Annotated in this window: 26 protein-coding genes; 8 read left to right on the forward strand and 18 right to left on the reverse strand. The window is 69.0% G+C overall.

Annotated features, from left to right (window positions below; all coding sequences use genetic code 11):
* Positions 1 to 39: 39 nt before the first annotated feature.
* The 3 genes from ACMGFE_RS14435 to ACMGFE_RS14445 form a co-directional block, all read right to left on the reverse strand.
* Positions 40 to 480 carry a universal stress protein gene (locus tag ACMGFE_RS14435; protein WP_436925914.1) on the reverse strand — a complete coding sequence of 147 codons (441 nt, stop codon included), beginning with the start codon at positions 478 to 480 and terminating at the stop codon, positions 40 to 42.
* A gap of 98 nt (positions 481 to 578) precedes the next feature.
* On the reverse strand, positions 579 to 1100 hold the full coding sequence (gene cgi121 / locus ACMGFE_RS14440; protein ID WP_436925915.1) for a KEOPS complex subunit Cgi121: 522 nt from the start codon (positions 1098 to 1100) through the stop codon (positions 579 to 581).
* 19 nt (positions 1101 to 1119) lie between these two features.
* Positions 1120 to 3564 (reverse strand): ATP-dependent DNA helicase, encoded by a 2445-nt coding sequence (locus ACMGFE_RS14445; RefSeq protein ID WP_436925916.1) that lies wholly within the window; start codon positions 3562 to 3564, stop codon positions 1120 to 1122.
* A 356-nt stretch (positions 3565 to 3920) separates the two neighbouring features.
* On the opposite strand from ACMGFE_RS14445, the gene ACMGFE_RS14450 reads away from it, so the two are divergent.
* Positions 3921 to 4259 (forward strand): cupin domain-containing protein, encoded by a 339-nt coding sequence (locus ACMGFE_RS14450; RefSeq protein ID WP_436925917.1) that lies wholly within the window; start codon positions 3921 to 3923, stop codon positions 4257 to 4259.
* An 84-nt stretch (positions 4260 to 4343) separates the two neighbouring features.
* Complete coding sequence (locus ACMGFE_RS14455; protein WP_436925918.1) at positions 4344 to 4712, forward strand: NifU family protein; 369 nt, start codon at positions 4344 to 4346, stop codon at positions 4710 to 4712.
* Positions 4713 to 4802: 90 nt separating this feature from the next.
* Here the strand turns inward: ACMGFE_RS14455 and ACMGFE_RS14460 are convergent, their stop codons facing one another.
* Entirely contained in the window at positions 4803 to 5840 is a 1038-nt protein-coding gene (locus ACMGFE_RS14460) for a presenilin family intramembrane aspartyl protease PSH (RefSeq protein ID WP_436925919.1), read from the reverse strand.
* 565 nt (positions 5841 to 6405) lie between these two features.
* On the opposite strand from ACMGFE_RS14460, the gene ACMGFE_RS14465 reads away from it, so the two are divergent.
* Both ACMGFE_RS14465 and ACMGFE_RS14470 read left to right on the forward strand, forming a co-directional pair.
* The gene (locus tag ACMGFE_RS14465; protein WP_436925920.1) at positions 6406 to 7959 is read left to right on the forward strand and encodes a sulfatase; all 1554 of its coding nucleotides are present in this window, start codon (positions 6406 to 6408) and stop codon (positions 7957 to 7959) included.
* 2 nt (positions 7960 to 7961) lie between these two features.
* Entirely contained in the window at positions 7962 to 8987 is a 1026-nt protein-coding gene (locus ACMGFE_RS14470; RefSeq protein WP_436925921.1) for a lysylphosphatidylglycerol synthase transmembrane domain-containing protein, read from the forward strand.
* A gap of 65 nt (positions 8988 to 9052) precedes the next feature.
* Here ACMGFE_RS14470 and ACMGFE_RS14475 read toward each other — a convergent pair whose 3' ends face one another.
* Positions 9053 to 9298, reverse strand: a complete 246-nt coding sequence (locus ACMGFE_RS14475; RefSeq protein WP_436925922.1) for a DUF8593 domain-containing protein — start codon at positions 9296 to 9298, stop codon at positions 9053 to 9055.
* Between the two features lie 82 nt (positions 9299 to 9380).
* Positions 9381 to 10052, reverse strand: a complete 672-nt coding sequence (locus ACMGFE_RS14480; RefSeq protein WP_436925923.1) for an RNA ligase partner protein — start codon at positions 10050 to 10052, stop codon at positions 9381 to 9383.
* A gap of 328 nt (positions 10053 to 10380) precedes the next feature.
* Between ACMGFE_RS14480 and ACMGFE_RS14485 the strand changes: the two genes are divergently transcribed.
* Positions 10381 to 11508 (forward strand): RNA ligase, encoded by a 1128-nt coding sequence (locus tag ACMGFE_RS14485; RefSeq protein WP_436925924.1) that lies wholly within the window; start codon positions 10381 to 10383, stop codon positions 11506 to 11508.
* A 34-nt stretch (positions 11509 to 11542) separates the two neighbouring features.
* On the opposite strand, the gene ACMGFE_RS14490 is transcribed toward ACMGFE_RS14485, so the two are convergent.
* The 5 genes from ACMGFE_RS14490 to ACMGFE_RS14510 form a co-directional block, all read right to left on the reverse strand.
* Positions 11543 to 11692, reverse strand: a complete 150-nt coding sequence (locus ACMGFE_RS14490; RefSeq protein ID WP_436925925.1) for a hypothetical protein — start codon at positions 11690 to 11692, stop codon at positions 11543 to 11545.
* Positions 11693 to 11774: 82 nt separating this feature from the next.
* Entirely contained in the window at positions 11775 to 13631 is a 1857-nt protein-coding gene (locus ACMGFE_RS14495; RefSeq protein ID WP_436925926.1) for a UvrD-helicase domain-containing protein, read from the reverse strand.
* 102 nt (positions 13632 to 13733) lie between these two features.
* The gene (locus tag ACMGFE_RS14500) at positions 13734 to 14033 is read right to left on the reverse strand and encodes a DUF7521 family protein (protein WP_436925927.1); all 300 of its coding nucleotides are present in this window, start codon (positions 14031 to 14033) and stop codon (positions 13734 to 13736) included.
* Positions 14034 to 14223: 190 nt separating this feature from the next.
* Positions 14224 to 14574 (reverse strand): winged helix-turn-helix domain-containing protein, encoded by a 351-nt coding sequence (locus ACMGFE_RS14505; protein ID WP_135366341.1) that lies wholly within the window; start codon positions 14572 to 14574, stop codon positions 14224 to 14226.
* A 607-nt stretch (positions 14575 to 15181) separates the two neighbouring features.
* Positions 15182 to 15358: an HVO_0416 family zinc finger protein gene (locus tag ACMGFE_RS14510; protein WP_415379021.1), complete on the reverse strand. Its 177-nt coding sequence runs from the start codon at positions 15356 to 15358 to the stop codon at positions 15182 to 15184.
* A gap of 161 nt (positions 15359 to 15519) precedes the next feature.
* Here ACMGFE_RS14510 and ACMGFE_RS14515 point away from each other — a divergent pair, with 161 nt between their 5' ends.
* Complete coding sequence (locus tag ACMGFE_RS14515; protein WP_436925928.1) at positions 15520 to 16848, forward strand: outer membrane protein assembly factor BamB family protein; 1329 nt, start codon at positions 15520 to 15522, stop codon at positions 16846 to 16848.
* 47 nt (positions 16849 to 16895) lie between these two features.
* Here the strand turns inward: ACMGFE_RS14515 and crcB are convergent, their stop codons facing one another.
* Both crcB and ACMGFE_RS14525 read right to left on the reverse strand, forming a co-directional pair.
* Positions 16896 to 17252: a fluoride efflux transporter CrcB gene (crcB, locus tag ACMGFE_RS14520; RefSeq protein WP_436925929.1), complete on the reverse strand. Its 357-nt coding sequence runs from the start codon at positions 17250 to 17252 to the stop codon at positions 16896 to 16898.
* The gene (locus tag ACMGFE_RS14525) at positions 17240 to 17632 is read right to left on the reverse strand and encodes a fluoride efflux transporter FluC (protein ID WP_436925930.1); all 393 of its coding nucleotides are present in this window, start codon (positions 17630 to 17632) and stop codon (positions 17240 to 17242) included. The genes crcB and ACMGFE_RS14525 overlap by 13 nt, the downstream gene beginning before the upstream one ends.
* A 166-nt stretch (positions 17633 to 17798) precedes the next feature.
* On the opposite strand from ACMGFE_RS14525, the gene ACMGFE_RS14530 reads away from it, so the two are divergent.
* Positions 17799 to 18248: a DUF7382 domain-containing protein gene (locus tag ACMGFE_RS14530; protein WP_436925931.1), complete on the forward strand. Its 450-nt coding sequence runs from the start codon at positions 17799 to 17801 to the stop codon at positions 18246 to 18248.
* Between the two features lie 40 nt (positions 18249 to 18288).
* Here the strand turns inward: ACMGFE_RS14530 and ACMGFE_RS14535 are convergent, their stop codons facing one another.
* From ACMGFE_RS14535 to ACMGFE_RS14545, 3 genes are all read right to left on the reverse strand, one after another.
* Positions 18289 to 19035, reverse strand: a complete 747-nt coding sequence (locus tag ACMGFE_RS14535; RefSeq protein WP_436925932.1) for a protein-L-isoaspartate O-methyltransferase family protein — start codon at positions 19033 to 19035, stop codon at positions 18289 to 18291.
* A gap of 133 nt (positions 19036 to 19168) precedes the next feature.
* A complete protein-coding gene (locus ACMGFE_RS14540; protein ID WP_436925933.1) occupies positions 19169 to 19795 on the reverse strand; it encodes a protein-L-isoaspartate(D-aspartate) O-methyltransferase in 627 nt (208 codons plus the stop codon).
* A gap of 1 nt (position 19796) precedes the next feature.
* On the reverse strand, positions 19797 to 20450 hold the full coding sequence (locus ACMGFE_RS14545; RefSeq protein WP_436925934.1) for an HVO_0476 family zinc finger protein: 654 nt from the start codon (positions 20448 to 20450) through the stop codon (positions 19797 to 19799).
* Between the two features lie 266 nt (positions 20451 to 20716).
* Here ACMGFE_RS14545 and ACMGFE_RS14550 point away from each other — a divergent pair, with 266 nt between their 5' ends.
* Positions 20717 to 21718 carry a CPBP family intramembrane glutamic endopeptidase gene (locus ACMGFE_RS14550; RefSeq protein ID WP_436925935.1) on the forward strand — a complete coding sequence of 334 codons (1002 nt, stop codon included), beginning with the start codon at positions 20717 to 20719 and terminating at the stop codon, positions 21716 to 21718.
* Positions 21719 to 21774: 56 nt separating this feature from the next.
* Here ACMGFE_RS14550 and ACMGFE_RS14555 read toward each other — a convergent pair whose 3' ends face one another.
* Entirely contained in the window at positions 21775 to 22731 is a 957-nt protein-coding gene (locus ACMGFE_RS14555) for an aminopeptidase (protein ID WP_436925936.1), read from the reverse strand.
* 348 nt (positions 22732 to 23079) lie between these two features.
* Positions 23080 to 23466, reverse strand: a complete 387-nt coding sequence (locus tag ACMGFE_RS14560) for a methylglyoxal synthase (RefSeq protein WP_436925937.1) — start codon at positions 23464 to 23466, stop codon at positions 23080 to 23082.
* Positions 23467 to 23468 lie beyond the last annotated feature (2 nt).

A 23468-nucleotide genomic window follows, 5' to 3' on the forward strand; every position in this document is an offset into this window, starting at 1 on the left:
GAATCTTACTCCGCGGCCCGTACGAGGCGCGACTCGACGTTATTCCTCGGTCTCGTCCTCGCCCGCGCGCACCGTCAGCACGGGCACCTCGGCCGTGCGGACGACCTTCTCCGTGACGCTCCCGAGGAGGTACCGCTCCAGCCCGGTGCGGCCGTGCGTGCCCATCACGACGAGGTCGATGTCGTTCTCCTCGACGTAGTCCAGTATCGAGCGGTGGGGCCGCCCGGTCGCGACCGAGCCGACGGCGTCGACCCCCGCGTCGCGCGCTCGCGTCACCGCCGCGTCGGTGGTGTCCTCGCCCATCTGCTCGAACGACTCGACGAGGTCGACTGCCCCGGTCTCGGGGCCGACCGCCGACACGTCGACGACGTACAGCGAGTGAACCGTCGCGTCGAACGCCGCGGCGAGGTCGACGGCCTCGTCGAGTGCTCTGCTCGCGCCATCGCTCCCGTCAGTCGGAACGAGGATGTCCTCGTACATACTCGAACGTTCGGCTCACAGACGTAAACTGGTGACGCCGGTTCTCACCCGACGGGAACCGTGCGCGGCGGTCGAGTCGTCGGAAGCGATCCGGTCGCTCACTTCTCGACGTCGAGGAGGGCGACGCGCTCGCGGACGACGTCGGCGAGCGTGCCGTCGACCGCGTCGAGTTCCGCCTCGCCCACCTCGAAGAACTCGCGGACGCGTTCGGGGTCGTATCGCCCGAGCGTTTCGGCCGGCCCCAGCGTCGCCGGACCGTCCATGTCGCGCACGGCCGCCACTGCGTCCCGTTCGGCGTCGCCGGAGCCACCGTCTCCCGCATCGACGAGGACGACGACCGGACACTCGCCCTCGCTGACGCCGATCTCCAGCGCGCGGTCGATCTGGCGCGTCCCCGCGGCGTACAGCAGGATCTCGACGCTCCGTTCGCGGGCGACGTTCTCCTCGCGGCCGATGGCCCGGTCGGCGAGTTCGACCGCTCGCTCCAGGTGCGCTCGGTCGACCACGTACCGCGCGTCGAACGCCTGCACGGTGACGCCGTGGTCGTCGCCGATATCGCCGAGTCTGGCGACGAACCCGTCCAGATCCTCGACCGTCGCGACGCCCTCGACAAGTTCCATCAGGCTCCTCCTCGACCCATCAGAAGTCACCCAGGCTCGACTGGTCTTCCTCGTCGTCCGGTTCTGCCCCGTCGGCGCCGTGACCGGAGCTGGCGCCGTCGTCGTTCTCGTCCGGCCGGGCGGTCGCGTCGGGGTCGACGCCGTCCATCGACGGGTCGCGATGCCCGGCGTTCTCCAGGACGGTCTCGGCCGTGCGCTCGCGGCCGCGGAGCGCGCCGAGGACGACCGACTTGTCGGCTTCGCGCAGGTCGGCGCGGTCCTCGATGCCCGCCTGGTAGAGGCGGCGGGCGCGCTTGCGGCCGACGCCGCGGACGCCCGCGAGGTCGGTCAGCTCTTCGCGGACGCCGTGTTCGGCGCGGACCCGCGCCTCGCGGACGGCCGGCGCGAGTCCGAGTCCGAGTTCCCCCGCGAGCGACTCCGCGGCGCCGAGCAGCCACTGGGCGGTTTCGACCTTCCCGCGCACGTCGCCGGGGCCGACGCCGTAGCGGTCGGTGATCTCGTCCTCGTCGACCTCGCTGGCCCAGTCTTCGAGCAGGCGGGCGGTCTTCAGCGCCGAGAGCCAGTCCTCGAACGCCGGGTCGAACTCGCTTGGCATCGACCCGAGGAACTCCTCCTCGCGCTCGAAAGCGAGCATCTGGTACTCCTCCTCGTCGCCCGAGCGCAGGTAGAGCTCGTACATGTCCGGGGTGCGGGCGACGAGGTGGTAGAGCCCCAGCGCCGTGGGGTCCGGACGCTCGGCCTCCTCGTCGTCGTCGATCTCGTCGGCCAGTTCACCGGCGGTCGTGAAGCCGGGCGGCTCCTCGTCGGCCGCCGGGCTCGCGCTCTCCGAGCGCGCTCGACCGTCGCCGCGCTTCCACGCGCGCAGGCCGTCGATGATCTCCGCGGCGCTCATCGGGTCGAGGTAGAGCCGCGAGACGGTGTGGCCCAGCGAGGTGGCGGTCAGGTCGTCGCCGTCGCGTTCGAGGAACTCGTTCACCTCCAGGTACTCGATCATGTTGTCCATCACGCGCTCCAGTCGGCCGCGCTCGGTCGTCTGGGAAGCGTACAGCGTCTGTTCGAGGAACTCCAGCAGGCCCTCGCGGGAGTTGGCGAACCCCGAGGCGACGGTGGCGAGGATGTGCGTGCGCAGCGCGGGCTCGGCGGCGAGCTTCGACTGGACGGGCTCGGGGTCGGCCCAGACGTAGCGCTCGAACAGTTCGTCGAGTTCGTCGTGGCTGTTGGCGATCAGGAGGGCTTCGCCGTAGGGGTCCAGTCCCGGCCGGCCTGCACGCCCCATCATCTGGTGCACTTCGAGTACCGAGAGGGGTTGCATCCCGCCGGCGGTGCCGTCGTAGCGGCGCCAGTCGCGGACGACGACGCGCCGCGAGGGCGTGTTCACGCCCGCCGCGAGCGTGGGCGTCGCGGAGACGACCTTCACCAACCTATCGCGGAACGCCTCCTCGACGAGCGAGCGGTGCCCACTGGCCAATCCGGCGTGGTGGAAGGCGGCGCCGCCCTCGACGGCGTCGGCCAGGTCGTCGCTCGTGTCGGTGTCGCTCACGTCGCGGATCTCGTCGGCCACGTCGGCGAGTTGCGCCTTCTCGTCAGGTGTGAGGTGCGGTTCGACCGTCGAGGCGAGCCGTCCGGCGGCGGCCTCGGCGTTGCGCCGCGAGTTGACGAACACGAGCGTCGACCCCTCGTCTTCGAGCGTGTCGCGGACGATGGCGGCCGTCGGCTTCTCGGAGTTGCGGACCGGGAGTTCGCTCTGGCTCCCGTCTTCGAGGTGGAGCGCCTGGCCGTAGTGGACGCCTTTCTTCAGGTCGATGGGGCGCCAGTCCGAGTCGACCAGCGCGGCGTCGAGCCACTCGGCGAGCGCCTCGGCGTTGCCGATGGTCGCCGAGAGCGCGACGGTCTGCAGGTCGGGGTTGAGCTGTCGCAACTTCGCGAGCGTGACCTCCAGCGTCGGGCCGCGCTGGCCGTCGTCGACGAGGTGGACCTCGTCGGAGACGACGCAGGTGAGGTCCTCCAGCCAGGGCGCGTCGTTCCTGACCAGCGAGTCGACCTTCTCGCTGGTGGCGACGACGATGTCCTTGGTCGCGAGCCAGCCCCCCTCCGACTCGTAGTTGCCGGTCGAGACGCCGACGTCGAGGCCGTACTGCTCGAACTGTTCGAACTCCTCGCGCTTCTCGCTGGCGAGCGCGCGCAGGGGGACGATGTAGAGTGCCTTCCCCCTGCGCGCGCTCGCGACTTCGCCGCGCTCCTCGTCCGGGGCGGATCGGGCCCCGCGTTCGACGCTGGAGAGCATGGCGAGCGTGGCGACGAGCGTCTTGCCGCTGGCCGTGGGGACGCTGGCGACGAGGTTCTCGCCCTGCGTCACGCCGGCGTCGACCGCCTCGGCCTGCGGCGGGTACAGCGACTCGATGCCGTCGGCTCGCAGGTGGTCGGGCAACCAGTCGGGCACGCCCGGGATGTCCGCGACGTCCATTACGAGCGTGGTAGTGCGCTCCGTGATTTAAACTGTCGGGACCGGATTCCATCTTTCCGCTCGGGGGTCGCCGAGGGCGACCCCCGAGCCAAAAATGTGGTCTCGCCGAGCGAGGTGGTTCGAGAGAGCGAAGCTCTCGCCCGATGCCGAAAATCTTCGATTTTCGAGCACGACGCTCGGAAGTCGCAGTCCGCGCAGTGAGCGAAGCGAACGAGGGCTTGTCAGAGCGGAGCTCTGACAGTGAATCGCGCTCGCTCCGCTCGCGCGAATGCCAGTGGTCCGTTCGCACATCCCACAGAGCACTCTCGTCCGGAGGACCACCCACGCTTAGGTGCGCGCACGCCCATCACCAACCCATGCAGGTCGAAGCACATTCGGCGAACGAGACGGTCGAAGTCGTAGACGGCGTCCACCTCACACAGCTCGCTGTCGGCGAGCGGACGAGCGTCCAGCACGTGCACATGGAACCGGGCGCGGTCGTCCCGGAGCACAGCCACGAGCACGAGCAGGTAGGCTACATCACTAGCGGCTCAGGCGTGTTCGTCGTCGACGGCGAGGAGTTCCCCGTCAGCTCGGGCGACTCCTACCACCTCGCCGCCGACGAGCCGCACAGTTTGGAGAACACCGGCGAGGAACCGCTCGACGGCATCGACGTGTTCTCGCCGCCGCGGGCGAACCCCGACTGGCAGGACTGAACGGCGCAGTCCCACGCGGATCCGGACGCGGCGAACCCGTGAGTCCAAAGGTCTAAGCCCCGTCGTCGCTAACGTCGGAACACTATGAGCACCGAAACCGAGGGCGGCGACGACCTCGAAGAGCGCATCTCGAACTTCCTGCGGCGGAACTTCCCGCAGATCCAGATGCACGGCGGCAGCGCGGCCATCGAGGAGATCGACCGCGAGAACGGCTCGGTCACCATCCAGCTCGGCGGCGCGTGTTCGGGCTGTGGCATCTCCCCGATGACCATCCAGGCCATCAAGACCCGAATGACCAAGGAGATCCCGGAGATCGAGACCGTCAACGCCCGCACCGGCGGCGGCATGGGCGGCGGCGAAGGCATGATGGGCGCCGACACCGGCCCCTCCATGCCCGGCGAGTCCCGCGGCGGCGACATCGACGACGACGAAGGCCCCGAAGCCCCGTTCTGAACGCCCGCCCCTCGGTCCACTTCTCGTCTTTTTCCACCTCGCCAGTCGCGACGCTATCGGTGAGGTTCGAACGCCCGAAAACGCGGTCGACTACAGCCCCAGCGCCGTCGTGACGGGGATCCCGGCCGCGACCGCGCCGAGGAGATAACCGCCGAGGACGCCGGCGTTCAGCGGCGGGAGCCCAGCGTGCGCGCCCTCGACCCGGTGGACGAGATACAGGAGGCCGGCCATCCCGACGAGACCGCCGACGAGCGCGCCGATCGCGGGTGCGTTGGCGTTCAGCGCCGGGACGACGACGGGCGCGTCGAGGAACGCGCCCGCGCTCACTGCGAGCATCCCCGGGATGAGCGCGTCGCCCAGCCCGAGGAGCGCGATCTCGGCGCGTGCCGGGCTCTCGGCGGACTGGTCGTCGGCAGACACCGCGCCGTCATCGTCCGCTCCGCCGCCCATCAGGTCGAAGTCGGGGTCGCGCATCGAGAAGTCCAGCGAGTGCGGGACGACGAAGACGATGGGCGCCTTCAGGTCGCCTAATCCGGCGGCGAGTTCCTGCATGTGACCGGAGACGTAGACCGCGTAGGCGTCGTAGCCGGCCCACACGATCAGGAGCACGACCACCGGGAACGGGCCGAATCCGAGGCCGAGCATCGGGATGGCCGCCGCGCCGAATATCACGGCGGCGACGTCGTTGACGTACCACTCGGGGTACACCCAGAGGACGACGAAGGTGAGGGCGGCGACGCCGATCGAGACGGGGCTCGTCGGCAGGCCCATCAGCGCGCTTCCGCTCGCAGCGATCTCTCCGATCCCGGTCAGGGCGACGAACGCCACGGCGGTGAGCGTGCTCGCGGACCCGAGGAGGAACACGCGGACGAGTGCCTCCCCGTATCCGTAGCGGAACGCGGCGACCATGACGCCCGTCGCGACCAGCAGCATCACCGCGAAGACGCCCACGTTCCCGACGTCTCCGGGGTCCTGAAACATCGCCAGTCCCATCCCCGCGACCTCGTCGGTCAGCGCGAGCCCGAGGACGATGGTGGCCGCGTACAGCGCGACGATCCCGACGTAGGCGTACGTCCCAGACGGGATTCCCGTCGTGCGTTCGGTCGCATCGGCGGTCCGTTCGCTCATCGGTCGACTCCCGAACGGACCGCGGTCGTCGGCTCCCCGTGTGCCGCCAGCCGTTGCATGGTCGTGTCAGACGGCCACCGCGTGCAAATACTTCTCGGACTCCGGCTAGGTGTTGTCGAAGAGTGACTGTCGGCTCGCGACGGCACGGCGTCGAACTGGAACGCCAACACAGCACGAAAGCCCCCGCTGCTCTCGACTCGCGCGAGTCGCTGCGCTCCTCACTCCGTTGCGGTGCTTGCTTCCTCGTGCTTCGTCGAGAACAGCGGCCCCTTTCAGTCCCACCCGCACAGACTTGCTGTCCAGCCGATACGGGCGGGACTGTAAGGGGTTCGCGCGCTGGGGGAACCCGGGCGAAGCAAACACCGCAGGGAGCGTAGCGACCGAGGAGCACAGCGAGTCCCGGGACCACAGTGCGCGAGAGGCTGTCGTGCTGTGTCGGCCGCGGTCCACTCACTGTCAGCTGTGGTCGAAGTCACGGGCACGGAGCCGCTCGTGCGGGAGCCCCATCGAGTTTCTCGAACCCGGAATCACGGACTTTAATTCCGTGCGTGGCGGTTCCCCTCTCATGAGCGAGACAGACGGTCCGGGGAACGTCCTCTTCGTCGTCACGGACACGGTTCGGAAGAGCCACCTCTCCGTGTACGGCTACGACCGGCCGACGACGCCGAACCTGGAAGACTTCGCCGACGACGCGCGCGTCTTCGAGCAGGCCGTCGCGCCGGCGCCCTGGACCCTGCCCGTCCACGCCTCGCTGTTCACGGGGCTGTACCCCACCCAGCACGGGGCCACCCAGGAGAACCCCTATCTGGAGGGTGCCACCACGCTGGCCGAATCCCTCGACGCCGCCGGCTACGCCACCGCCTGCTACTCCTCGAACGCCTGGATCACCCCCTACACCAACCTGACCGACGGCTTCGACGACCAGGACAACTTCTTCCAGGTCATGCCCGGCGAGTTCCTCTCGGGCCCGCTCTCGAAGGCCTGGAAGACGATGAACGACAACGACACGCTGCGGACACTCGCCGACAAACTCGTCGAACTCGGCAACACCGCCCACGAGTACTTCGCCGAGGGGGGCGGCGGCGACTCCAAGACGCCGGAGATCGTCGACCGCGTCCAGGACTTCGTCGAGCGGAGCGAGGCCGACGGTGACGACTGGTTCACGTTCGTCAACCTGATGGACGCCCACCTGCCGTACCACCCGCCCGAGGAGTTCGCCGAGGAGTTCGCCCCCGGCGTCGACTCCACCGAGGTCTGCCAGAACTCCAAGGAGTACAACTCCGGCGCCCGCGACATCGACGACGACGAGTGGGAGGCCATCGAGGGCCTCTACGACGCCGAGATCGCCCACATCGACCACCACCTCGGGCGCCTGTTCGAGTGGCTGCAGGAGACAGACCGCTGGGAGGACACGCTCGTCGTCGTCTGCGCCGACCACGGCGAACTCCACGGCGAACACGACCTGTACGGCCACGAGTTCTGCATCTACGACCCGCTCGTGAACGTCCCGCTCATGGTCAAACACCCCGACCTCGACGCCGAGCGCGACGACGAGACGCAGGTCGAGTTGCAGGACCTCTACCATACGGTCCTCGACCACGCAGGCGTCTCGGCCGCGACGGGCGGCGAACCGTTCGACGCCGCGCGGTCGCTCCTGCGCGCCGACTACCGGGAGTTCGCGGCGGTCGACGCGCCGCGCGGGGCCGAGTCCCGCTTTTCGGCCCACGACGCAGGCGAACTCGACGACTACGCCTTCGTCGACTACCACCGGCCCGTCGTCGAGTTGAACCAGCTGGAGAGCAAGGCCGAGGCGGCCGGGATCGAACTCGACACCGACTCGCGCTTCTACTCGCGGATGCGCGCCGCCCGGCGGACGGACGGGAAGTTCATTCGCAACGAGCGGATCCCGGACGAGGCCTACCGGATCGACTCCGACCCCGAGGAACTCGACGACGTGGCCGGCACGGACGACGAGGTCGTCGCCGCGACCGAGGACGCGCTGGTCACCTTCGAGTCCGAGATGGACGGCGAGTGGGCGGACGTGACCGACGAGGACGTCCTCGACGACATGGGCGAGGAGGCGAAAGACCGCCTGTCGGACCTGGGGTACATCGAGTAACCGTGAGCCGGTCCGAGGGGTTCACCGACCTGGTCGACCGTCAGCTGGCGTTGAAGATCGTCGGCGGATTCGCCATCGCGCTCGTCGTCCTCGCGCTGATCGCCTACGGCATCGGGCTGGAGAAGATCCAGCGCGAACTCGCCGACGCGGACCCCCGGTGGCTCGCCGCCGGGTGTCTCTCGACCGCCGTCGGTCTCGTCGCGTGGGCGAAGGCCTGGCAGGTCGTCCTCGGCGTCGTCGGCTACCACGTCCCCTTCCGCAAACTCGTCGTCACCTACTACGCGGCGACGTTCGCCAACTACGTCACGCCGCTGGGCCAGGCCGGCGGCGAGCCCTTTATCGCGTACGTCCTCTCGCGGGACACGGAGGCAAGCTACGAGGACTCGCTGGCCTCCGTCGTCACCGCCGACCTCCTCAATCTGCTGCCGTTTTTCACCTTCGCCGCGCTCGGGACGGTTATTCTCGTCCTCCGGACGACGCTCTCCAGTCGGGTCCAGGGCGTCGCGGGCGTCCTCGCGGTGTTCGCCGTCGGCGCGCCCGTCGCGGCGGCGGTGGGGTGGCGCTCCCGCCGGCGCGTCGGCCGTTTCGCGCTCCGCGTGGTCGCCCCAGTCGCCAATCGCACTCGCTTGGTCAGCATCGAGGGGCTCCGCGAGCGCTTGCGCGAACTCAACGCGGCGTTCGAGCGCATCGCCGACGACCGAGGGGCGCTCGCACACGCGCTCGCCTACTCCTACGTCGGCTGGCTGTTCTTCGCGCTCCCGCTGTACTTCGCCGTCCTCGCCGTCGGCGAGTCCATCTCCCTGTTCCTCGTCTTCTTCATCGTCCCCGCGAGCACGCTCGCCGGGCTGACGCCCTCGCCCGGCGGGCTCGCCGGCGTCGAGGCCGCGCTCGCCGGCCTGCTCGGCACGCTCGGCGGATTTTCGTTCGCGACGGGCCTCTCCATCGCTATCATCTACCGGCTCGCGAGCTACGTGTTCGCCGTGCTCGCCGGCGGCCTCGCGGCGCTCTACGTGATCTCGCGCTCCTGAGAACTATCGGCGGTTGGGCCCCTACCGGCCGAACCCGCTGGAAGCGGCGAACGGACCGCGCCCGGTCAGAGTGAGCCGAGCCGTATCTCGTCGTCCGTGACCGAGTCGATGTGGTTCTCGTCGAGCGGGAAGCTGTCTTCGCTGCGGCTGCCCCACCCGAGCTTCGACATTACTGTGTCAGAGACGCCCGGATCCGGCTGGACGTGCGCCTGCCCGCCGCTCACTTCGGCGACGCGGCCGATCTCTTTGCCACTGCTGTCGACAACTTTCTTCCCTTCGTCCGAATCGGTGATGTTGACATCTGATGACATAGCGTCTCCTGGTACGTGAGTGAACGACCTGTAATCCCGCCTTGCTGGCGCAGGCCGCACGTCGGGAGCCCGCGCAGGACGTTCACGATTCCACGTAGTCCTCGTGACCGCTGGCGATCAGGTACTCTTCGAGCAGGGCGGGGAAGTTCTGGCCCTGTAGATACCGCAGGCCGAAGTCGTCGGCCCAGCCGACGATGCCCTGGTCTTCGGTGACCACCCCCGCTTCGAGTTCCCGCGCGAGGATCAGGAGGTCGAAGTCCTCGCGGGAGTCGAGGACGCCCTGGCGGAGCGCCCGGCGGTACTCGTCGCGCAGGTCGGAGATGACCCGGTCGACCTCGGTCATGTGGTCGTGGTCCTCGACGGGGTCGCCGGTCGACTGCTCGGCCTCGCGGACCGCCTTCTCGGCGACGCGGAGCCCGCGGTTCACCCGGTCGGACATCTCGTCGACGAACTGGTAGACGATGTGGGCGGGGATCTGCACCTCGTAGCGTGCGGGGGCCTTCGTGATGACCCACGTGTCGAGTTTCGCGAAGATCTCCTCGTCGACGTCGCGCTCGGCGAGCATCTGCGTCAGCTCCTCGTCGATGGTCGGCGGCATGTAACAGGAGATGTTCAGCGTCAGCTTCGCGTCCGCGATCAGGGTCAGCAGTTCGAGGCACGCGTCCTCCAGGTCCTGGCCCTCGTCGCGGATCTCCTCGGTGATGAACACCGACGTGTCGAGCACGAACCGCTGTTTGAGCGGCGAGTCCGCCATTGTCGAGTCCTACGCGTTTGGAGTTCAATAATCTCCGGGGCCGCGCTTCGACGGTGGTCGGTTCGATCTGCGAATTGACCGCTGGCATTCGCGCGAGCGGAGCGAGCGCGATTCACTGTCAGAGCTCCGCTCTGACAATCCCTCGTTCGCTGGCGCTCACGAGGACACCGAATCCGAGCGAAGCGAGGATTCAGCCTTTTTCACCCATGTTTTTCGAGGAGTGGTGCCCGCAGCGAGCGGAGCGAGCGAGGACACCCGACGATGAAAAAGATGGCTGTACTGAGCGCCCGCCGCGGAGTCTAAACGCCTGGCGCTCGAACGACAGATCATGGGCCCCGACTGGGCCGCCGTCTTCGGCGTCGCGGACGCGGACGACCTCTTCGAGCACTTCCAGGCGGAGCGCTACCGCGGGCGCGAGTACCGCTACCTGCCCGACGGGCGCCACGGCGTCGAACGGGGGACGGTCATCCTCGGCGACGCCGTCGTCCGCGGGTTCCCCTCCATCCCGCGCGTGCTCGTCCTCGACCCCGGGGTCCCCGAGTACTTCGACGGCCCCGTCGCGGTCGAGGAGAAACTCGACGGCTACAACGTCCGCGTCGCCGACGTGGACGCGGGCGACTGGGCGGAACTCGGTCCGCTGGCGTTCACCCGGAGCGGGCACGTCTGTCGCTACACGTCCGAGACCGTCCGCGAGCGCTACCCGCTGGCCGACTTCTTCGACGACCACTCGGACCTGCAGGTGTGCGGCGAACTCGTCGGGCCGGAGAACCCCTACACGGCACACGACTACGGGGAGGTCGACTCGGTGGCCTTCCGCGTCTTCGACCTGCGCGACCGGGAGACGGGCGACCCGCTCCCGGTGGCCGAGCGGCGCGCGCTCTGCGAGGAGTACGGCCTCGAACAGGTCCGGTCGTTCGGCACGTACGACCCCGCGGGCGCGGTGGCCGCGGTCGGCGACGCTATCGACGAACTCGACGAGCGGGGACGGGAGGGCGTCGTCCTCGCCTCCGCGGACGGCGAGCGACGATTGAAGTACACTACCTCCGCTATCCACCGCTCGGACCTCGAACACGCGTTCGCGCTCCCGTTCGACTACGGCCGGGAGTTCCTCTTCTCGCGGGTGATCCGCGAGGTGTTCCAGGCGGTCGAGCGCGACGAGGACGCCGAGGCGGTTCGCGAGCGCGCCCGGGCCCTCGGCGAGTCGATCCTCCTACCGGCGGTCGAGACGGTCCGCGCGGTCGAGCGGGGCGACCCAGTCGGCGACGAACACGTCGTCCGCGGCGACCCCGAAGTCCTCGACCACCTGTTCGCGCAGTTTCGCGACCAGGGACTCGAACTCGACGTCCGGGACGACCGACGCGAGGGCGACGAGCGCGTCGTCGAATTCGTCAAACTCGCCAGCGCGACGCGGGACAAGACCGAGTACTACCTCGACGGCGGTACTATCGACGAGTGAATCGCGCCGAGTGCGCGGCGGTCCGGCCCGCCGCTCACCCGATCACCGGTTCGAGTTCCGACTCGTAACACGACCGGCAGACGTACCGGTCGAATGTCCCGGCGTCGCTCTGCGTGTTGACGATCAGGTGGACGGTTTCGCTGAACGGCACCCGCTCGCCGCAGATACCACACTCTTCGGGCACGGTCGCTCTCCGTGTGAATTGGTCACGCACCGCAAAGAAGGTGTGGGTCGGAGTGCTGCCCGACCGGCGCGGTGTCGCCCGCTCAGTCGGCGGCGACGGCGTCGTCGACTTCCTGTGCGTCGGCGATGACGTCGTCGATGGAGTCGCCCGTCGGCTCGTTGTTGAGGAGCACGTCGATGGGGAGCGTGGGGGCGCCGTCGACGAGGTTCTCCATGATGATCAGCCGCTCGCGGGCGCGGGACATCCCGACGTAGAACACGCGCCGTTCGTTGTCGGTGAGGGTGGGGACCGGCGAGGTGTGCTTGGTGAACTCCTCGTCGCCGGGGACCTCCCGGTCGGACTGGTCGACCGTCGCGGCCATCTGCTCGACGACCTTCTCGGTCAGGTCCGTCGCGACGAAGACGTGGTCGGCCTCGCGACCCTTCGCGCTGTGGATGGTGCCGACGCGGACGCGGTCGGTCTGCATCCCCGCGTACTCGCCGCCGAAGTACGCCTCGACGCTGCGCTCCTGGAAGCTCGTCACCTTCCGGAGCATGTCGGCGGCCGCGCGCGGGTCCGGCACGAAGGGCGCGAAGTCGCGGATCGTCTCGGGCTCGACCGAGAGCTCTTCGAGGTCCTCGACGTCGGACGCCTCCTCCATCTCGTCGAGCTCGTCGAACAGCTCGTCGCGCTCGCTCGTCCCGAAGGCGGAGTCGGCGAGCATGTCGGCCAGGCGGCGAGCCTGCAGGCCAGTGACCGGTTCGTCCTCGTCGAGCGCCTCGATGGCCTCGACGTACTGGGTGAGCCGGTCGGTCCACATCCGCTGGTCGGTCAGGCAAGTGAAGGGGATCCCCTCGTCGATAAACTCGTCGATGAACTGGAACATCTGGTAGCGCGCGCGGAAGAGGATCATCGCGGTGCCCTCCTCGTCCTGTTCGATCGTCCGCCGGACGTTGCGGACGAGGTCGATCATCGAGGGGTTCTTGACGCCTTCGACGCGGCCGCCCTCCTTGCGCGGGTTGAGGTCTTTCTCCTGGCGCTTCTCGATGTGGCTGACCTCCCGGTTGACCACGTTGAGGATGCGCGAGGGCAGGCGGTAGGAGTTGGGCAGGATGTTGTCGTCGGTGACCTGCTCCTCCAGCAGGAGATCGGGGTCGGCCCCCTGCCAGGCGTAGACGACCTGGTCGTCGTCGCCGGCGATGAGGACCGTCTCCATGTGGGGGCGCCACTCCTGGTAGACGTCGTACTGCAGGGTCGTGATGTCCTGGAACTCGTCGATGACGAGGTAGTCGACGCTGGGCAGCAGCGACCGCTGGGCGACGCGTTCGAGCATGTCGGCGAAGCCGACGACGTCGTGTTCGCCCTTGTACTGGCGCCACGCCCGGATCGTCTCGGGGACGCTGATGCGGTCGTCGTCGGACGGCCAGGTCGGCGTGTACTTGTTGCCGGTCTGGGCGTTCTCGTCGATGTCAGGCGGGAGCCGCACGACCTCGTCGTCCCACTTGAACGGGACGTCGTACCAGTCGGCCACGTCGCGGCGGGTCCGCTGGAGCCACTGGCTGGTCGCGATGATCTTGTTCCCGATTGTCGTCGAACGGGCCGACCGGCGCCGCGACCCCTCGTACTCGTCCTCGTACTCGATACCGAACTCGTCGCAAAAGTCCTCCTTGTCGGACTCGCCCACGACGTCTCCCCGCGAGAGGTTGAGCAGTTCGTAGGCCTTCGCGTGCATGGTGCAGACGTTCCCCTTGAGCGCTCGCGGCGACTCCCCCAGTCGCTCTGCGAGACGCTCGCGGATCTCCGCTGCGGCCGCTCGCGTGTAGGAGACCACCAGGACGTCGCGGAACTCCACGTCGTCGTTCTCTTCGAGCAGGGTCTCGACCCTGTCGAGCAGTGCCGTCGTCTTCCCGCTCCCGGGACCACCAAACAGGCGCGTCACCTGGGTGGACGCTTCAGTCATTGGCCCACGAAAGGGGCTACACACGCATAAACGACGTGGGTTGACGACGGCGGGAAACCGCACGACCGGTTCCGTGCCGGCGACACCCGTTGCTCGACCCGCTCAGTCCCGATACAGCGAGATGTACAGCATCGTGAAACCGATGATGAAAGGGATCGACTCGGTCATCTGGAAGAACAGCCGGACGGTCTCGGTGGCCTCGCGAGCGCCGATCTGTGCGATCACCGTGCTCGCGACGCCCATGCTGATGAACGCGAATCCCATGAACGCGTACTGCAGCCGCTCGGAGGGCCGCTGTCGATACGCCTGGAAGCTGATCAGCGTGATTCCGAGCGAGAGCCCGAACACCGCCATCCGCATCAGCGCCAGTATCCCCCGCATCACCGCGACGACTTCTACCATTGTTCGCGTCGTCTGTCCGACAGCACGGTCTCACATATAGTTTCGCCGGTCCCGTCCGGGGGTCGTCCCGTGATTCGGTCCGCTCGACGGGCACTCTCGTCGGCGGGCTGTTCGGCCGCTATCGCGCGACGGGGATCGGGGTCGAACGACGGGACCGCGTCCCGGTCGGACCGCCGCCGTCGATGCCGCGTCACTCGGGGTTGAGGTCGTCCCAGAGCTGGCTGAACCGGTCGGGGAGGTTCTCCTCGCGGTAGATGCGCACCTTGTACTCGTCGTCCTCGAGGGAGATGACCGTCGATTCGAAGTTAGACTCGTAGACCTTGTAGTGGTTGCCGTCGTCGGCAACCAGCGTCTGGTCTTTCACGAGGTCGTACTGACTGAGCATCTCGATGCGGCGGTAGACTGTCGGCAGCGACAGGTCACACTCTTCGCTCAGGTCCTTCGCCGACCGGGGCTCGCGACTGATCGCGGCGAGCACCCGGCGGGCGTGTTCGTCGCCGATGGTGTCGAGTATCTCCTCGATGGCCCGTTCGTCGTCCACTACCGGTTTGATCTCTCGACCTCTTACATAGGCCTTTCGAGCGTCGGCTCTTTCAGCCTCAGAAAACGCGCCTGCCCCATTATGTGAATGCCCCCAGTAGCGTCGAGTGCGGACCAAGTGCGGGCCCGGCGAACCCCGATCGCACCGTGCGCATCCGTGTGTGCCAGTGGTGGGGTGTGGGTTCACCCGGTTCGCGGTGGGAGCCCAGACCAGCGCCCTCGCGGCGTTCGGTGCTCCCCCGCGGACCGGCCGGGGTCACCGGGCTCGCATGCGGTCCTCGCCGGCACGAGCGCGTTGCCGGAGGTCGTTCCCGGCGCATTCCCCCCAAACGCGTCATCCCCCCGACGCGGCCCCGGGAACGAACGGGTCCCCCGACCCGCCGGTTATCCCCCTTACCGGCCTCCGTTGCCCGCTTTCCGGTGGACTTCCCCCCCTATTCCCCCCAACGTTCCCCCTTTCCGTGCAGTGTAACCGCTCGTGAGACGGGTGTCTCCCGAGATTCCGACGTTTTGCGAGCTATCGATCGCGTCGGTGGAGTCCGCAGCTCGGCAGAACTTCGACGCTGTCGCTCCCCACACTCGGTCTCGAAAAAATCGGTCGTCGCGCGTTACGCCGGGTCCCAGCCGCATACCGAGCACTCTGTGGCGGCCGAGTCGTGCAGTCCCCCGCAGTCGGGACACTGCTTCTTGTTATAGTTCTCTTCCCAGCCCGTCGCCTCGACGTCGTGTCCACGATCGGTCAGAAACTCGTCGAACATGTCGTCGGTGCTCGGTGCGGACGCCATACATGCTACGGTATACCACACCAGCATATAGGTCTATTGGTGTGCGAAACATTTGCACGGTTTCCCGGCTCGATCGCGAGACGGCGAGCGGGCCGCTCGCGCGCCGTGAGCGGCTCGAACGAACCCCAGAACATATGAACCAGTTCACCGATACCTCGGCCATGGCACGGAAGCGGGCGAGTCGCCGCCAGTTCCTGGCGGCAGCGCTGGGCGCGTCGACCGTCGGGTTGAGCGGGTGCGGTTCCGACGACGGTGGGACGGCGACGCCAGGGGACGACCGAGCGGGGACAGGCACACCGATCGACGGCGGCACCGACACGGCGACGCCGACGGAGGCGCCGACGGCGACGCGCGAACCGACGGACACGCCGACCGAGCGGCCGACGGACACGCCGGAACCGACAGACACGCCGACGGCCACGCCGGGCGCGGAGTCGTTCGCGTCGTGGCCGACGTTCATGCGGAACAACGGCCACTGGGGACACCACCCCGACGCGCGCGGCCCGCACGACGGCGTCTCGGTCGACTGGAAGCGGTCGTTCGACCAGGACCAGATCAACGCCACGCCGGTGCTCGCCGACGGGACGCTGTACGTCGGTGCGGGCGGTGCGGGGGACTCGGACGGCTCCTTCCACGCGCTCGACCCGGTCACGGGAGAGACGAAGTGGTCGAAAGACACCGATTCCCCCGTCACAAGCGCCGCGGCGGTCGGGAGCGGCTTCGTCTACCTCGGCACCTCCGGCGGCGTCCTCTACGCGCTCCAGCCCGACGACGGGTCGGAGTTCTGGGACTACGACCTCACCTCGACCGAGGCCTTCACCGCGCCGGTCGTCGACGACAGGAACGTCTACGTCGGATCGACCGGCAGCCGCGTCTACAACTTCGACGGTCTCGACAGCACGCAGAAGTGGAACCAGGACACCTACGGCGCCATCACCGCGTCGCCAGTCTTCGCCGACGGCATGATCTACGTGCCGAGCGCCGACCACGACCTCTGGGCCGTGACCCCCTCGGGCAGCGTCGAGTGGCGCAACACCCAGGGCGGCAGCGTCAACGGCGTCGCCTACCGCGACCGGCGACTCTACGTGACCAGCGAGGACGGGACACTCTCGCAGGTCAACACCCGCGGGAGCACCGACTGGGAGACGTCGCTCGGTGCCGGGATCGCGAGCACGCCCGCGGTCACCGACGAGCAGGTGTTCGTCGGGACGCGCGACGGCACGCTCTACGCCGTCGCTCGCGGCGACGGGGTCGAGCGCTGGCGGTTCACCGACCCGACCGACGGCGTACTCGCGCCCCCCGTCGTCGCCGACGGCACCGTCTACGTCGGGAGCCGCGACGGCTCGGTCTACGCCGTCGACACCGAGACCGGCGACGAGGAGTGGTCCTTCGAGACGGGCAACAACATCGACGAGGCGGCCCCCATCGTCGCCGGCGGTCGCGTCTACATCGGCAGCCAGGACGGCACCTTCTACGCGCTCAGCGAGTAAGTCCCCGCGTCGGGTTCCGGGGACCCAGTGGGCCCGGTTTCGACATCTCACCACACCGCACTGGCCAGCGCAGACCCGAGCCACACCGCAGCGAGCGCGCCGACCAGGTTGACGAGCGCGTTCGCCGCCGCACGCCGGCGCTCGCCCGTCTCGTAGAGCCGCACCGTCTCGAACGCGAACGTCGAGAACGTCGTGAACGCGCCGCAGAAGCCGGTCCCGACGGCGAGCGCGAGCGAGTCGCCGCTCGGCGCCGCGAGCACCGCGCCGAGCGCGAAACTTCCCAGCACGTTCACCGCCAGCGTGTCGCCCGTCCGCGCGTCGATGCGTTCGCCCAACAGGTGTCGGGCCAGCGCACCCGCGACCCCGCCCAGCCCGACGAGGACGAGCGGGTTCACGACAGCCACCTCGCGAGCCAGCGACCGCAGAGCACGCCGAGGATACCAAGCGCGTAGTTCGCCACCACGTTCGCGGCGGCCAGCACCGGCGCCTGCCCGCCGGCCAGCCCTGCGGTCTCGGCCGCGAACGTGCTGTAGGTCGTAAAGGAGGAGAGAAACCCGGTCCCGACGATCAGCCGCGTCTCCATGCTCAGCGCGTCGGCAAAGTGGCGTTCGTACAGCAAGACGCCGAGCGCGAAACTCCCCAGGGCGTTGGCCGCGAGCGTCCCCCAGGGGAAGGTGCCGGGGAGCGCGAGCGCGACCGAGTGTCGGGCCGCCGCGCCCGCGAACCCGCCGACCGCGATGAGGACGAGCGGCTCCAGCCGGGTCAGCGCGTGGTCGTCGAGCATCCGTTTGCCAAGACCGACTACGCCGGGGTACTCGTGCGTTTCCGTTCGGCCGCGTCCCCGCCGACCCACCGATATAGATCCGATCGCCAAACCAGTGGATCGCCGCGCGCTCGTCCGTAAACCCTCGCGCGAACCTTTATCAGTGGGACCGGGACCAGGGCCGCCCATGGAGCCACGAGCGCTCACGGGAGACGAACGCGCTATCGAAGGACTGCCGATCAGGCTCGTCATCGCGCTGGTCGTCGGCGTCGCGAGCCTGAGCGTGATGATGAACACGCTCGGCGGGATCCAGACGCTCGGCGTCACCGAACTCGACGTCCGGCCGACGCCGGAAGTCATCGACGACAGCACGACCGAGCTCTCGGTCGAGGTGGTCGGCCCGCAGGGCGACCGCGTCGCCAACGCCACCGTCGTCGCGACGGGCGGCACCGCGACGCTCGATTCGGTGACCACGGCGCGGACGAACGCGAACGGGACGGCGACGATGTCGCTCTCGCCGTCGCTGGGAGCGAACCAACGGGAGGGGACGATACAGTTCGACGTGAAACCGCCCGCGGGCGGGCAGTACGCCGACGACCGCGGGAACACGGAGGTGCTCGTCGTGGACGGAACGTAGCCCGACACCGCGGTCGAGGGATTCGCGACGAGTCGGTCGATCAGCCGCGCGGCGCGTCGTCCCAGTCGATCCAGCCCTGTTCCCAGCCGGTGCGGCCCTCGGCGTTCCGCCGGGCGAACTCGCGGTCCTCGCGACGGGTCCGGTTGCGCTCGACCGTGTCGGCCTGCTCGCCTTCGACGAGCATCGGCTGGAAGGCCACGCCGCCGAGCCGTTCGGTGACCTCGCCGTCTTCGACGACGACGAGGTGCTGGTCGCCGGCGCCGTGGGGCATGACCAGTCGGCCGTCGTCGGCGAGCTGGTCGACCAGCGCCGACGGCGGGCTGACGGCCGCGGCTTCGAGCAGGATGCGGTCGTAGGGAGCGTACTCGGCGAGACCGTCGGCGCCGTTCCGCCGGTCGACGAGGACGCCGTCGTAGCCGGCCTCCGCGAGGTTCCCCCGTGCCTCGACGACGAGGCGACGGGCGATGTCGATCGCGTGAACGTTGCGCTCGCCGGCGAGTTCGGCGACCACGGCGGCGGTGTAGCCGACGCCGGCGCCGACGACGAGGACGGAGTCGCCCTCGCGTACGTCGAGGGCTTCGAGGAGTCGCGCGACGTTGCTCGGCGCGAGGACGCGCGTGCCGAGGCGTTCGAACGGGCGGTCGGCGTAGGCGCCGCGGTCCTCGGCCACGAACGCCTCGCGCGGGACCTCGCGCATCGCGACGGACAGCCGGTCGCTCCGGAGACAGCCCTTGCTCTCGTGCTCCAGGCTGTCGACCATGTCGTCGCGCAACACCGCTGGGTCCATGCGTTTCCGTCCGCCCTCGACGGTAATGAATGGCGCGACTTGCGGGGTGCGTCGCGGAGCGCGATCCGGGGACTGCAGCGGGAGCGTTCCCGCAAAACGGACCCGCGGCGAACAGCTTCCGAAACTCCCACCCTCACTGCAACTCGACGAAGCGGACGCCGCCGTGTTCCTCGCGGTCGAGGGAGCCGTCGGCGCGCCGGCGGGCGCGGACGAGCGTCTGGCGGCGGCGGCCGACCGGCGCGAGGACGTATCCGCCGGGACGGACCTGCTCGACCACGTGGTCGGGGAGCGACGGCGGGGCGCAGGTCAGGTACGCCCGGTCGTAGGGTGCGTGCTCGGACCAGCCTTCTTTGCCGTCGCCGACGCGGACCGACACCTCCCCGTATCCCAGCCGCTCCAGGCGTTGGCGGGCCTGATCGGCGAGGCTGTCGTGGTACTCGACGGAGTAGACGTGTTCGGGGCCGACGAGTTCGGCGGTGACGGCGGCGTGGTAGCCGCAGCCGGTGCCGATCTCAAGCACCTCGTCGCCGGGACGCAGGTCGAGCAGGTCGGCCATGATCGCGACCATGTGCGGGGCGCTGATGGTCTGGCCCTCGCCGATGGGGAGGGGACTGTCGCGGTAGGCCTCCTGGCGGCGGTTGTCGGGGACGAACTCGTGGCGGGGGACGGCGGCCATCGCGTCGAGGACGCGCTCGTCGTCGACGCGGCCGCGGTCGGCGAGGCGCTCGACTAACCGCTGGCGGGCGGCCTCGGGGTCCATGCTACCACGCGGACCAGGCCGATGAAGACTCGTCGCGCGCGTACAACCGGTTGATGTCCTTTGCGAACGCGGTGTCGCCGTCGAAGTCGAGCTTCTCCTGGTGGTACCCGTGGGCGTCGTCGCGGATGTGGATCCCCTCGACGGTGAACTCCTCGCCGCCGAGTTCGTCCTCCTCGCCGACGGTGAACTCGTAGTCGCCGGGCACCTGCACGGTCATCGAGCGCGTCTCGTCGTGGCGGCCGTCGCTCGGGTGCAGCGTCAGGTTGACGCCGACGTTGCCGACCGCGCGGGTCCAGATGGTCCGGACTGCTTCGGCGCTGGCCTCCTCGACGCGCTCGTCGCCGTCGAGTTCGAGGCTGGTGATCCGGACGGTCATGATCGCCTCTTCGGTGTCGAGGAGGAACTCCTCGCCGACGGCGAGCTGTTCGCCCTCGGGGACGTCGGCGGTGTCGGTGAACGACTCGCCGCCCTGCGAGACGACGACTTCGCGTTCGAACTCGGTCGTCGACTCCAGCTGGTCTTTGTGGGTGTGGCCGCACTCCGTACAGCGGATCGTGGCGTGGCCGCCTCCCGTCGTGAGCACCTCGTGGACCGTCTCGAGGTCCGGCGAACACGAGGGGCAGGCGACGGCGACCCGCTCCGTGGTCTCGGTCATGTCCGTCCGTTGCCGGCGAGCGCGTAAAAGTCCGCTGAGTCGCCCCGGCTCGGCCGCGCTGGCCCGGTCCCCGTCGGCGAGGAGTCGTCGGCGAGCGGTGCGGCCGTCGACGGTCTGCGGACGTGCGGTGGGGCCGCCCGTGGCGAGTAGTGGCCGCCCGTGGCGCACACTGGGGGCGTCCGAGGCGCACACTGGGGGCGTCCGAGGCGCACACTGGGGCCGTCCGTGGCAAATATTCACGTTGGTGGGGACAGAACGGACGAACGATGGCGACCGATACCGGACGGCCGGGCGAGTCCCCGGCCGGGTGGTTCGACGGCGACGAGCAACTGGAACGCCGCCGGCTCGCGATCTTTCTCGGGGTCGCGTTCGCCGTCTCGTGGGCGACCGCCGGGGTCATCTACGCGCTGGGCGGCATCGGCGGCGGTCCGACGCTGGGGTTCGGGATCCCGCTGTGGCTCGTCCTGCTCGCGGGGCCGTACATGTGGGGGCCGGCGCTCGGTCACGTCGCCGCCCGCTGGCTCACCGGCGAGGGGTTCGACCGCGGGTCGATGCTCCTGCGCGTCCGGACGCGGCCGCTGCCGTGGGTTATCGGGTGGCTCGGACCGCTCGTTCTCATCCTGGCCGGTGCTGGGCTGTACTTCCTCGTGTTCCCCGGGCGGTTCGGTGGGCTGGAGGCGGTCGCGGATCTGCTCGCGGCCGTCGAGGCCCAGACCGGCCAGGAGATCCCGCTCTCGCCGACGGCGTTCGTCGGCGTCCAGCTCGTCCAGGCGGTCGTCGCCGCGCCGCTGCTCAACAGCCTGGCGACCTTCGGCGAGGAGTTCGGCTGGCGGGCGTACCTCCTGCCGAAACTCGCGCCGCTGGGTTGGCGGCGCGCGCTCGTCGTCCACGGCGCCGTCTGGGGCGTCTGGCACTGGCCGGTCATCGCGATGGGCTACAACTACGGGCTCGACTACGCCGGCGCACCGTGGCTCGGCCTGCTCGCGATGGTCGTCGCGACGGTCGGGCTCGGCGTGTTCCTCGGCTGGGTCACGCTCCGGAGCGCGAGCGTGTTCCCCGCCGTCGTCGGCCACGCGATGATAAACGGGAGCGCCGGGCTGGCGACGCTGTTCGCCACCGCGGTCCCGAACCAGGTGTTCGGCCCGACGCCCGTTGGCCTGATCGGCGTTATCCCCTGGGTCGCCGTCGCCGCCGTCCTCTTCGTCCGGACGGAGTGGCTCCTGCCGGACGAGCGTGGCGCCGCAGAACGGACCGTCGACCGCGTCTGAGCCGTCAGTTCGCGCTCGGCAGGTCTATTTCCTCCCCGTGTTCGCGGCTGCGCCGCTCACTCAGTCCGAGGAAGTTCCACTTCCTCCCCGTCGGCATACACTGTCGGCCCGGTGATGATCCCGTCGAGGTGGATCGGCGCGTGCGTGTCGCCGCCGATGCCGTGGTCGTCGCCGATGGCGATGTGGACGGTCCCCGCGGCCTTCTCGTCCAGCAGCACCGACCCCACGAGGTCCTCGACGGCGAGGTTGGTCCCGATGCCGAGTTCCGCGAGGTTGTAGGCGGCGTCGCCGACTTCTTCCGCGGCTTCCTCGATATCGGCGCGGACGGCGTCGTCGGAGACGTCGGTCACGTAGCCGTCTTCGACCTCGAATTCGAGGGTCTGGCCGTCTTCGAGTCGCCCGTGGGGCATCATCGTCCCGTCGACGACGAACCGGCCGTTCGCGTCCTCCGGGCTGTGGAAGATCTCGCCGGCCGGGAGGTTCGACATCTGGCCGGGTTCGTGGACGATACCGGTGTCGAGTTCCCACTCGCGGTCGCCGGGTTCGAACGTGATGTCGGTGCCCAGTTCGGTCGTCACGCGGATCTCGTCGGCGTCTTCGACCTGTTCGAGGAGGCGCTCGGACTCGGCGGCGATGGACTCGTAGTCGGCGTCCAGCCCCATCAGGAAGACGCCGTCGGTGATGCCGGGGAGCGTCGCGACGCGGGCGCCGGCGTCGTTGGCGTCGGTGCGGGCCTGCGTGTGGGTGAGGCTCTTGGTGGTCGGCGCGAGCACCACGTCCGCGCCGGCCATCGCGGCCGCGACGGGTTCGGGCGGTTCCTCGCCGTGCTGGTCGCCGGGCGGGTAGCGGACGATCACGGCGTCGTCGGTGATCTCGCTGGCGACGCCGTACAGCGCCTCGCCGATGGCCTGCCGTTTGTCGTCGGTCACGACCACACAGGATTCGTCGGCGCCCAGGTCCATGCACTGTCGGACCGCCGTCTCGGCCGGCGCACGCAGCGATGAATCGCTCATGTCAGAACCCGAAGCGCGGCCGCCGGTTATGTGTTGTCCTCGGGCGACTGTCGGCCGCTCACCCCGGCCGGTCGCCGGTCACCGATAACTACAATCGCTCTTTGAGTCTCGACAAGGGGTATAAGACGGCCGGGTGTACCACAGAGTGCCTTCCGAACCAACCCTGTCCGCTGGACGGTCGGCCCTCCACCCACTCCGTCCCCGTCTCTGTTTCCGCCTCCGTTCTCCGCTATCGCTCTTCGTTCGGGGGGGACTCCCTTCTCATTGGCCGGTCGGGACGAATCTGTCTGTCGCGGCCGATCGGCTGGGTACCTTCCCGCACCGACCGATCCCAGAGAACGACGCGGCTCAGTCGCCCCGATCGGCGTCCGCCGCCAGGCCGTCGAGGACGTACTCGGCGCTGGTCCGCGTCGTCGCGAGCGGCGTGTCGTGGACGTCGCAGATCCGCAGGAGCGCGCTGATGTCGGGTTCGTGCGGCTGGGCGGTCAGCGGGTCCCGGAGGAAGATGATCCCGTCGAGGCGGTCTTCCGCGACCTCGGCGGCGATCTGGGCGTCGCCGCCGATCGGTCCCGACTCTTTCAGTTCGACGTCGAGTCCGGTCTCGTCGGCGACTCGTTTGCCGGTCGTCCCCGTGCCGACGAGGTCGAAGGTGGCGAGCAGTGACTCGTAACTCTCGGCGAGGTCGATCATCTCGGGCTTCTCGTCGTCGTGGGCGATGAGCGCAAGTCGCGTCATAC

Origin of the sequence: Halosimplex amylolyticum, from assembly GCF_051414035.1 — an archaeon.
GTDB classification, from domain to species: Archaea; Halobacteriota; Halobacteria; order Halobacteriales; family Haloarculaceae; genus Halosimplex; species Halosimplex amylolyticum.

Excerpts from the sequence above, each read along its gene's own strand:
- ACMGFE_RS14560 (WP_436925937.1), bottom strand. The coding sequence starts at position 23,466 with ATGACGCGACTTGCGCTCATCGCCCACGACGACGAGAAGCCCGAGATG.
- ACMGFE_RS14555 (WP_436925936.1), bottom strand. The coding sequence starts at position 22,731 with ATGAGCGATTCATCGCTGCGTGCGCCGGCCGAGACGGCGGTCCGACAG.
- ACMGFE_RS14465 (WP_436925920.1), top strand. The coding sequence starts at position 6,406 with ATGAGCGAGACAGACGGTCCGGGGAACGTCCTCTTCGTCGTCACGGAC.
- ACMGFE_RS14495 (WP_436925926.1), bottom strand. The coding sequence starts at position 13,631 with ATGACTGAAGCGTCCACCCAGGTGACGCGCCTGTTTGGTGGTCCCGGG.
- ACMGFE_RS14535 (WP_436925932.1), bottom strand. The coding sequence starts at position 19,035 with ATGGACCCAGCGGTGTTGCGCGACGACATGGTCGACAGCCTGGAGCAC.
- ACMGFE_RS14500 (WP_436925927.1), bottom strand. The coding sequence starts at position 14,033 with ATGGTAGAAGTCGTCGCGGTGATGCGGGGGATACTGGCGCTGATGCGG.
- ACMGFE_RS14480 (WP_436925923.1), bottom strand. The coding sequence starts at position 10,052 with ATGGCGGACTCGCCGCTCAAACAGCGGTTCGTGCTCGACACGTCGGTG.
- ACMGFE_RS14530 (WP_436925931.1), top strand. The coding sequence starts at position 17,799 with ATGGAGCCACGAGCGCTCACGGGAGACGAACGCGCTATCGAAGGACTG.
- ACMGFE_RS14460 (WP_436925919.1), bottom strand. The coding sequence starts at position 5,840 with ATGAGCGAACGGACCGCCGATGCGACCGAACGCACGACGGGAATCCCG.
- ACMGFE_RS14550 (WP_436925935.1), top strand. The coding sequence starts at position 20,717 with ATGGCGACCGATACCGGACGGCCGGGCGAGTCCCCGGCCGGGTGGTTC.
- ACMGFE_RS14545 (WP_436925934.1), bottom strand. The coding sequence starts at position 20,450 with ATGACCGAGACCACGGAGCGGGTCGCCGTCGCCTGCCCCTCGTGTTCG.
- ACMGFE_RS14525 (WP_436925930.1), bottom strand. The coding sequence starts at position 17,632 with ATGCTCGACGACCACGCGCTGACCCGGCTGGAGCCGCTCGTCCTCATC.
- ACMGFE_RS14475 (WP_436925922.1), bottom strand. The coding sequence starts at position 9,298 with ATGTCATCAGATGTCAACATCACCGATTCGGACGAAGGGAAGAAAGTT.
- ACMGFE_RS14435 (WP_436925914.1), bottom strand. The coding sequence starts at position 480 with ATGTACGAGGACATCCTCGTTCCGACTGACGGGAGCGATGGCGCGAGC.
- ACMGFE_RS14485 (WP_436925924.1), top strand. The coding sequence starts at position 10,381 with ATGGGCCCCGACTGGGCCGCCGTCTTCGGCGTCGCGGACGCGGACGAC.
- ACMGFE_RS14450 (WP_436925917.1), top strand. The coding sequence starts at position 3,921 with ATGCAGGTCGAAGCACATTCGGCGAACGAGACGGTCGAAGTCGTAGAC.
- cgi121 (WP_436925915.1), bottom strand. The coding sequence starts at position 1,100 with ATGGAACTTGTCGAGGGCGTCGCGACGGTCGAGGATCTGGACGGGTTC.
- ACMGFE_RS14445 (WP_436925916.1), bottom strand. The coding sequence starts at position 3,564 with ATGGACGTCGCGGACATCCCGGGCGTGCCCGACTGGTTGCCCGACCAC.
- ACMGFE_RS14515 (WP_436925928.1), top strand. The coding sequence starts at position 15,520 with ATGGCACGGAAGCGGGCGAGTCGCCGCCAGTTCCTGGCGGCAGCGCTG.
- ACMGFE_RS14455 (WP_436925918.1), top strand. The coding sequence starts at position 4,344 with ATGAGCACCGAAACCGAGGGCGGCGACGACCTCGAAGAGCGCATCTCG.
- ACMGFE_RS14540 (WP_436925933.1), bottom strand. The coding sequence starts at position 19,795 with ATGGACCCCGAGGCCGCCCGCCAGCGGTTAGTCGAGCGCCTCGCCGAC.
- ACMGFE_RS14510 (WP_415379021.1), bottom strand. The coding sequence starts at position 15,358 with ATGGCGTCCGCACCGAGCACCGACGACATGTTCGACGAGTTTCTGACC.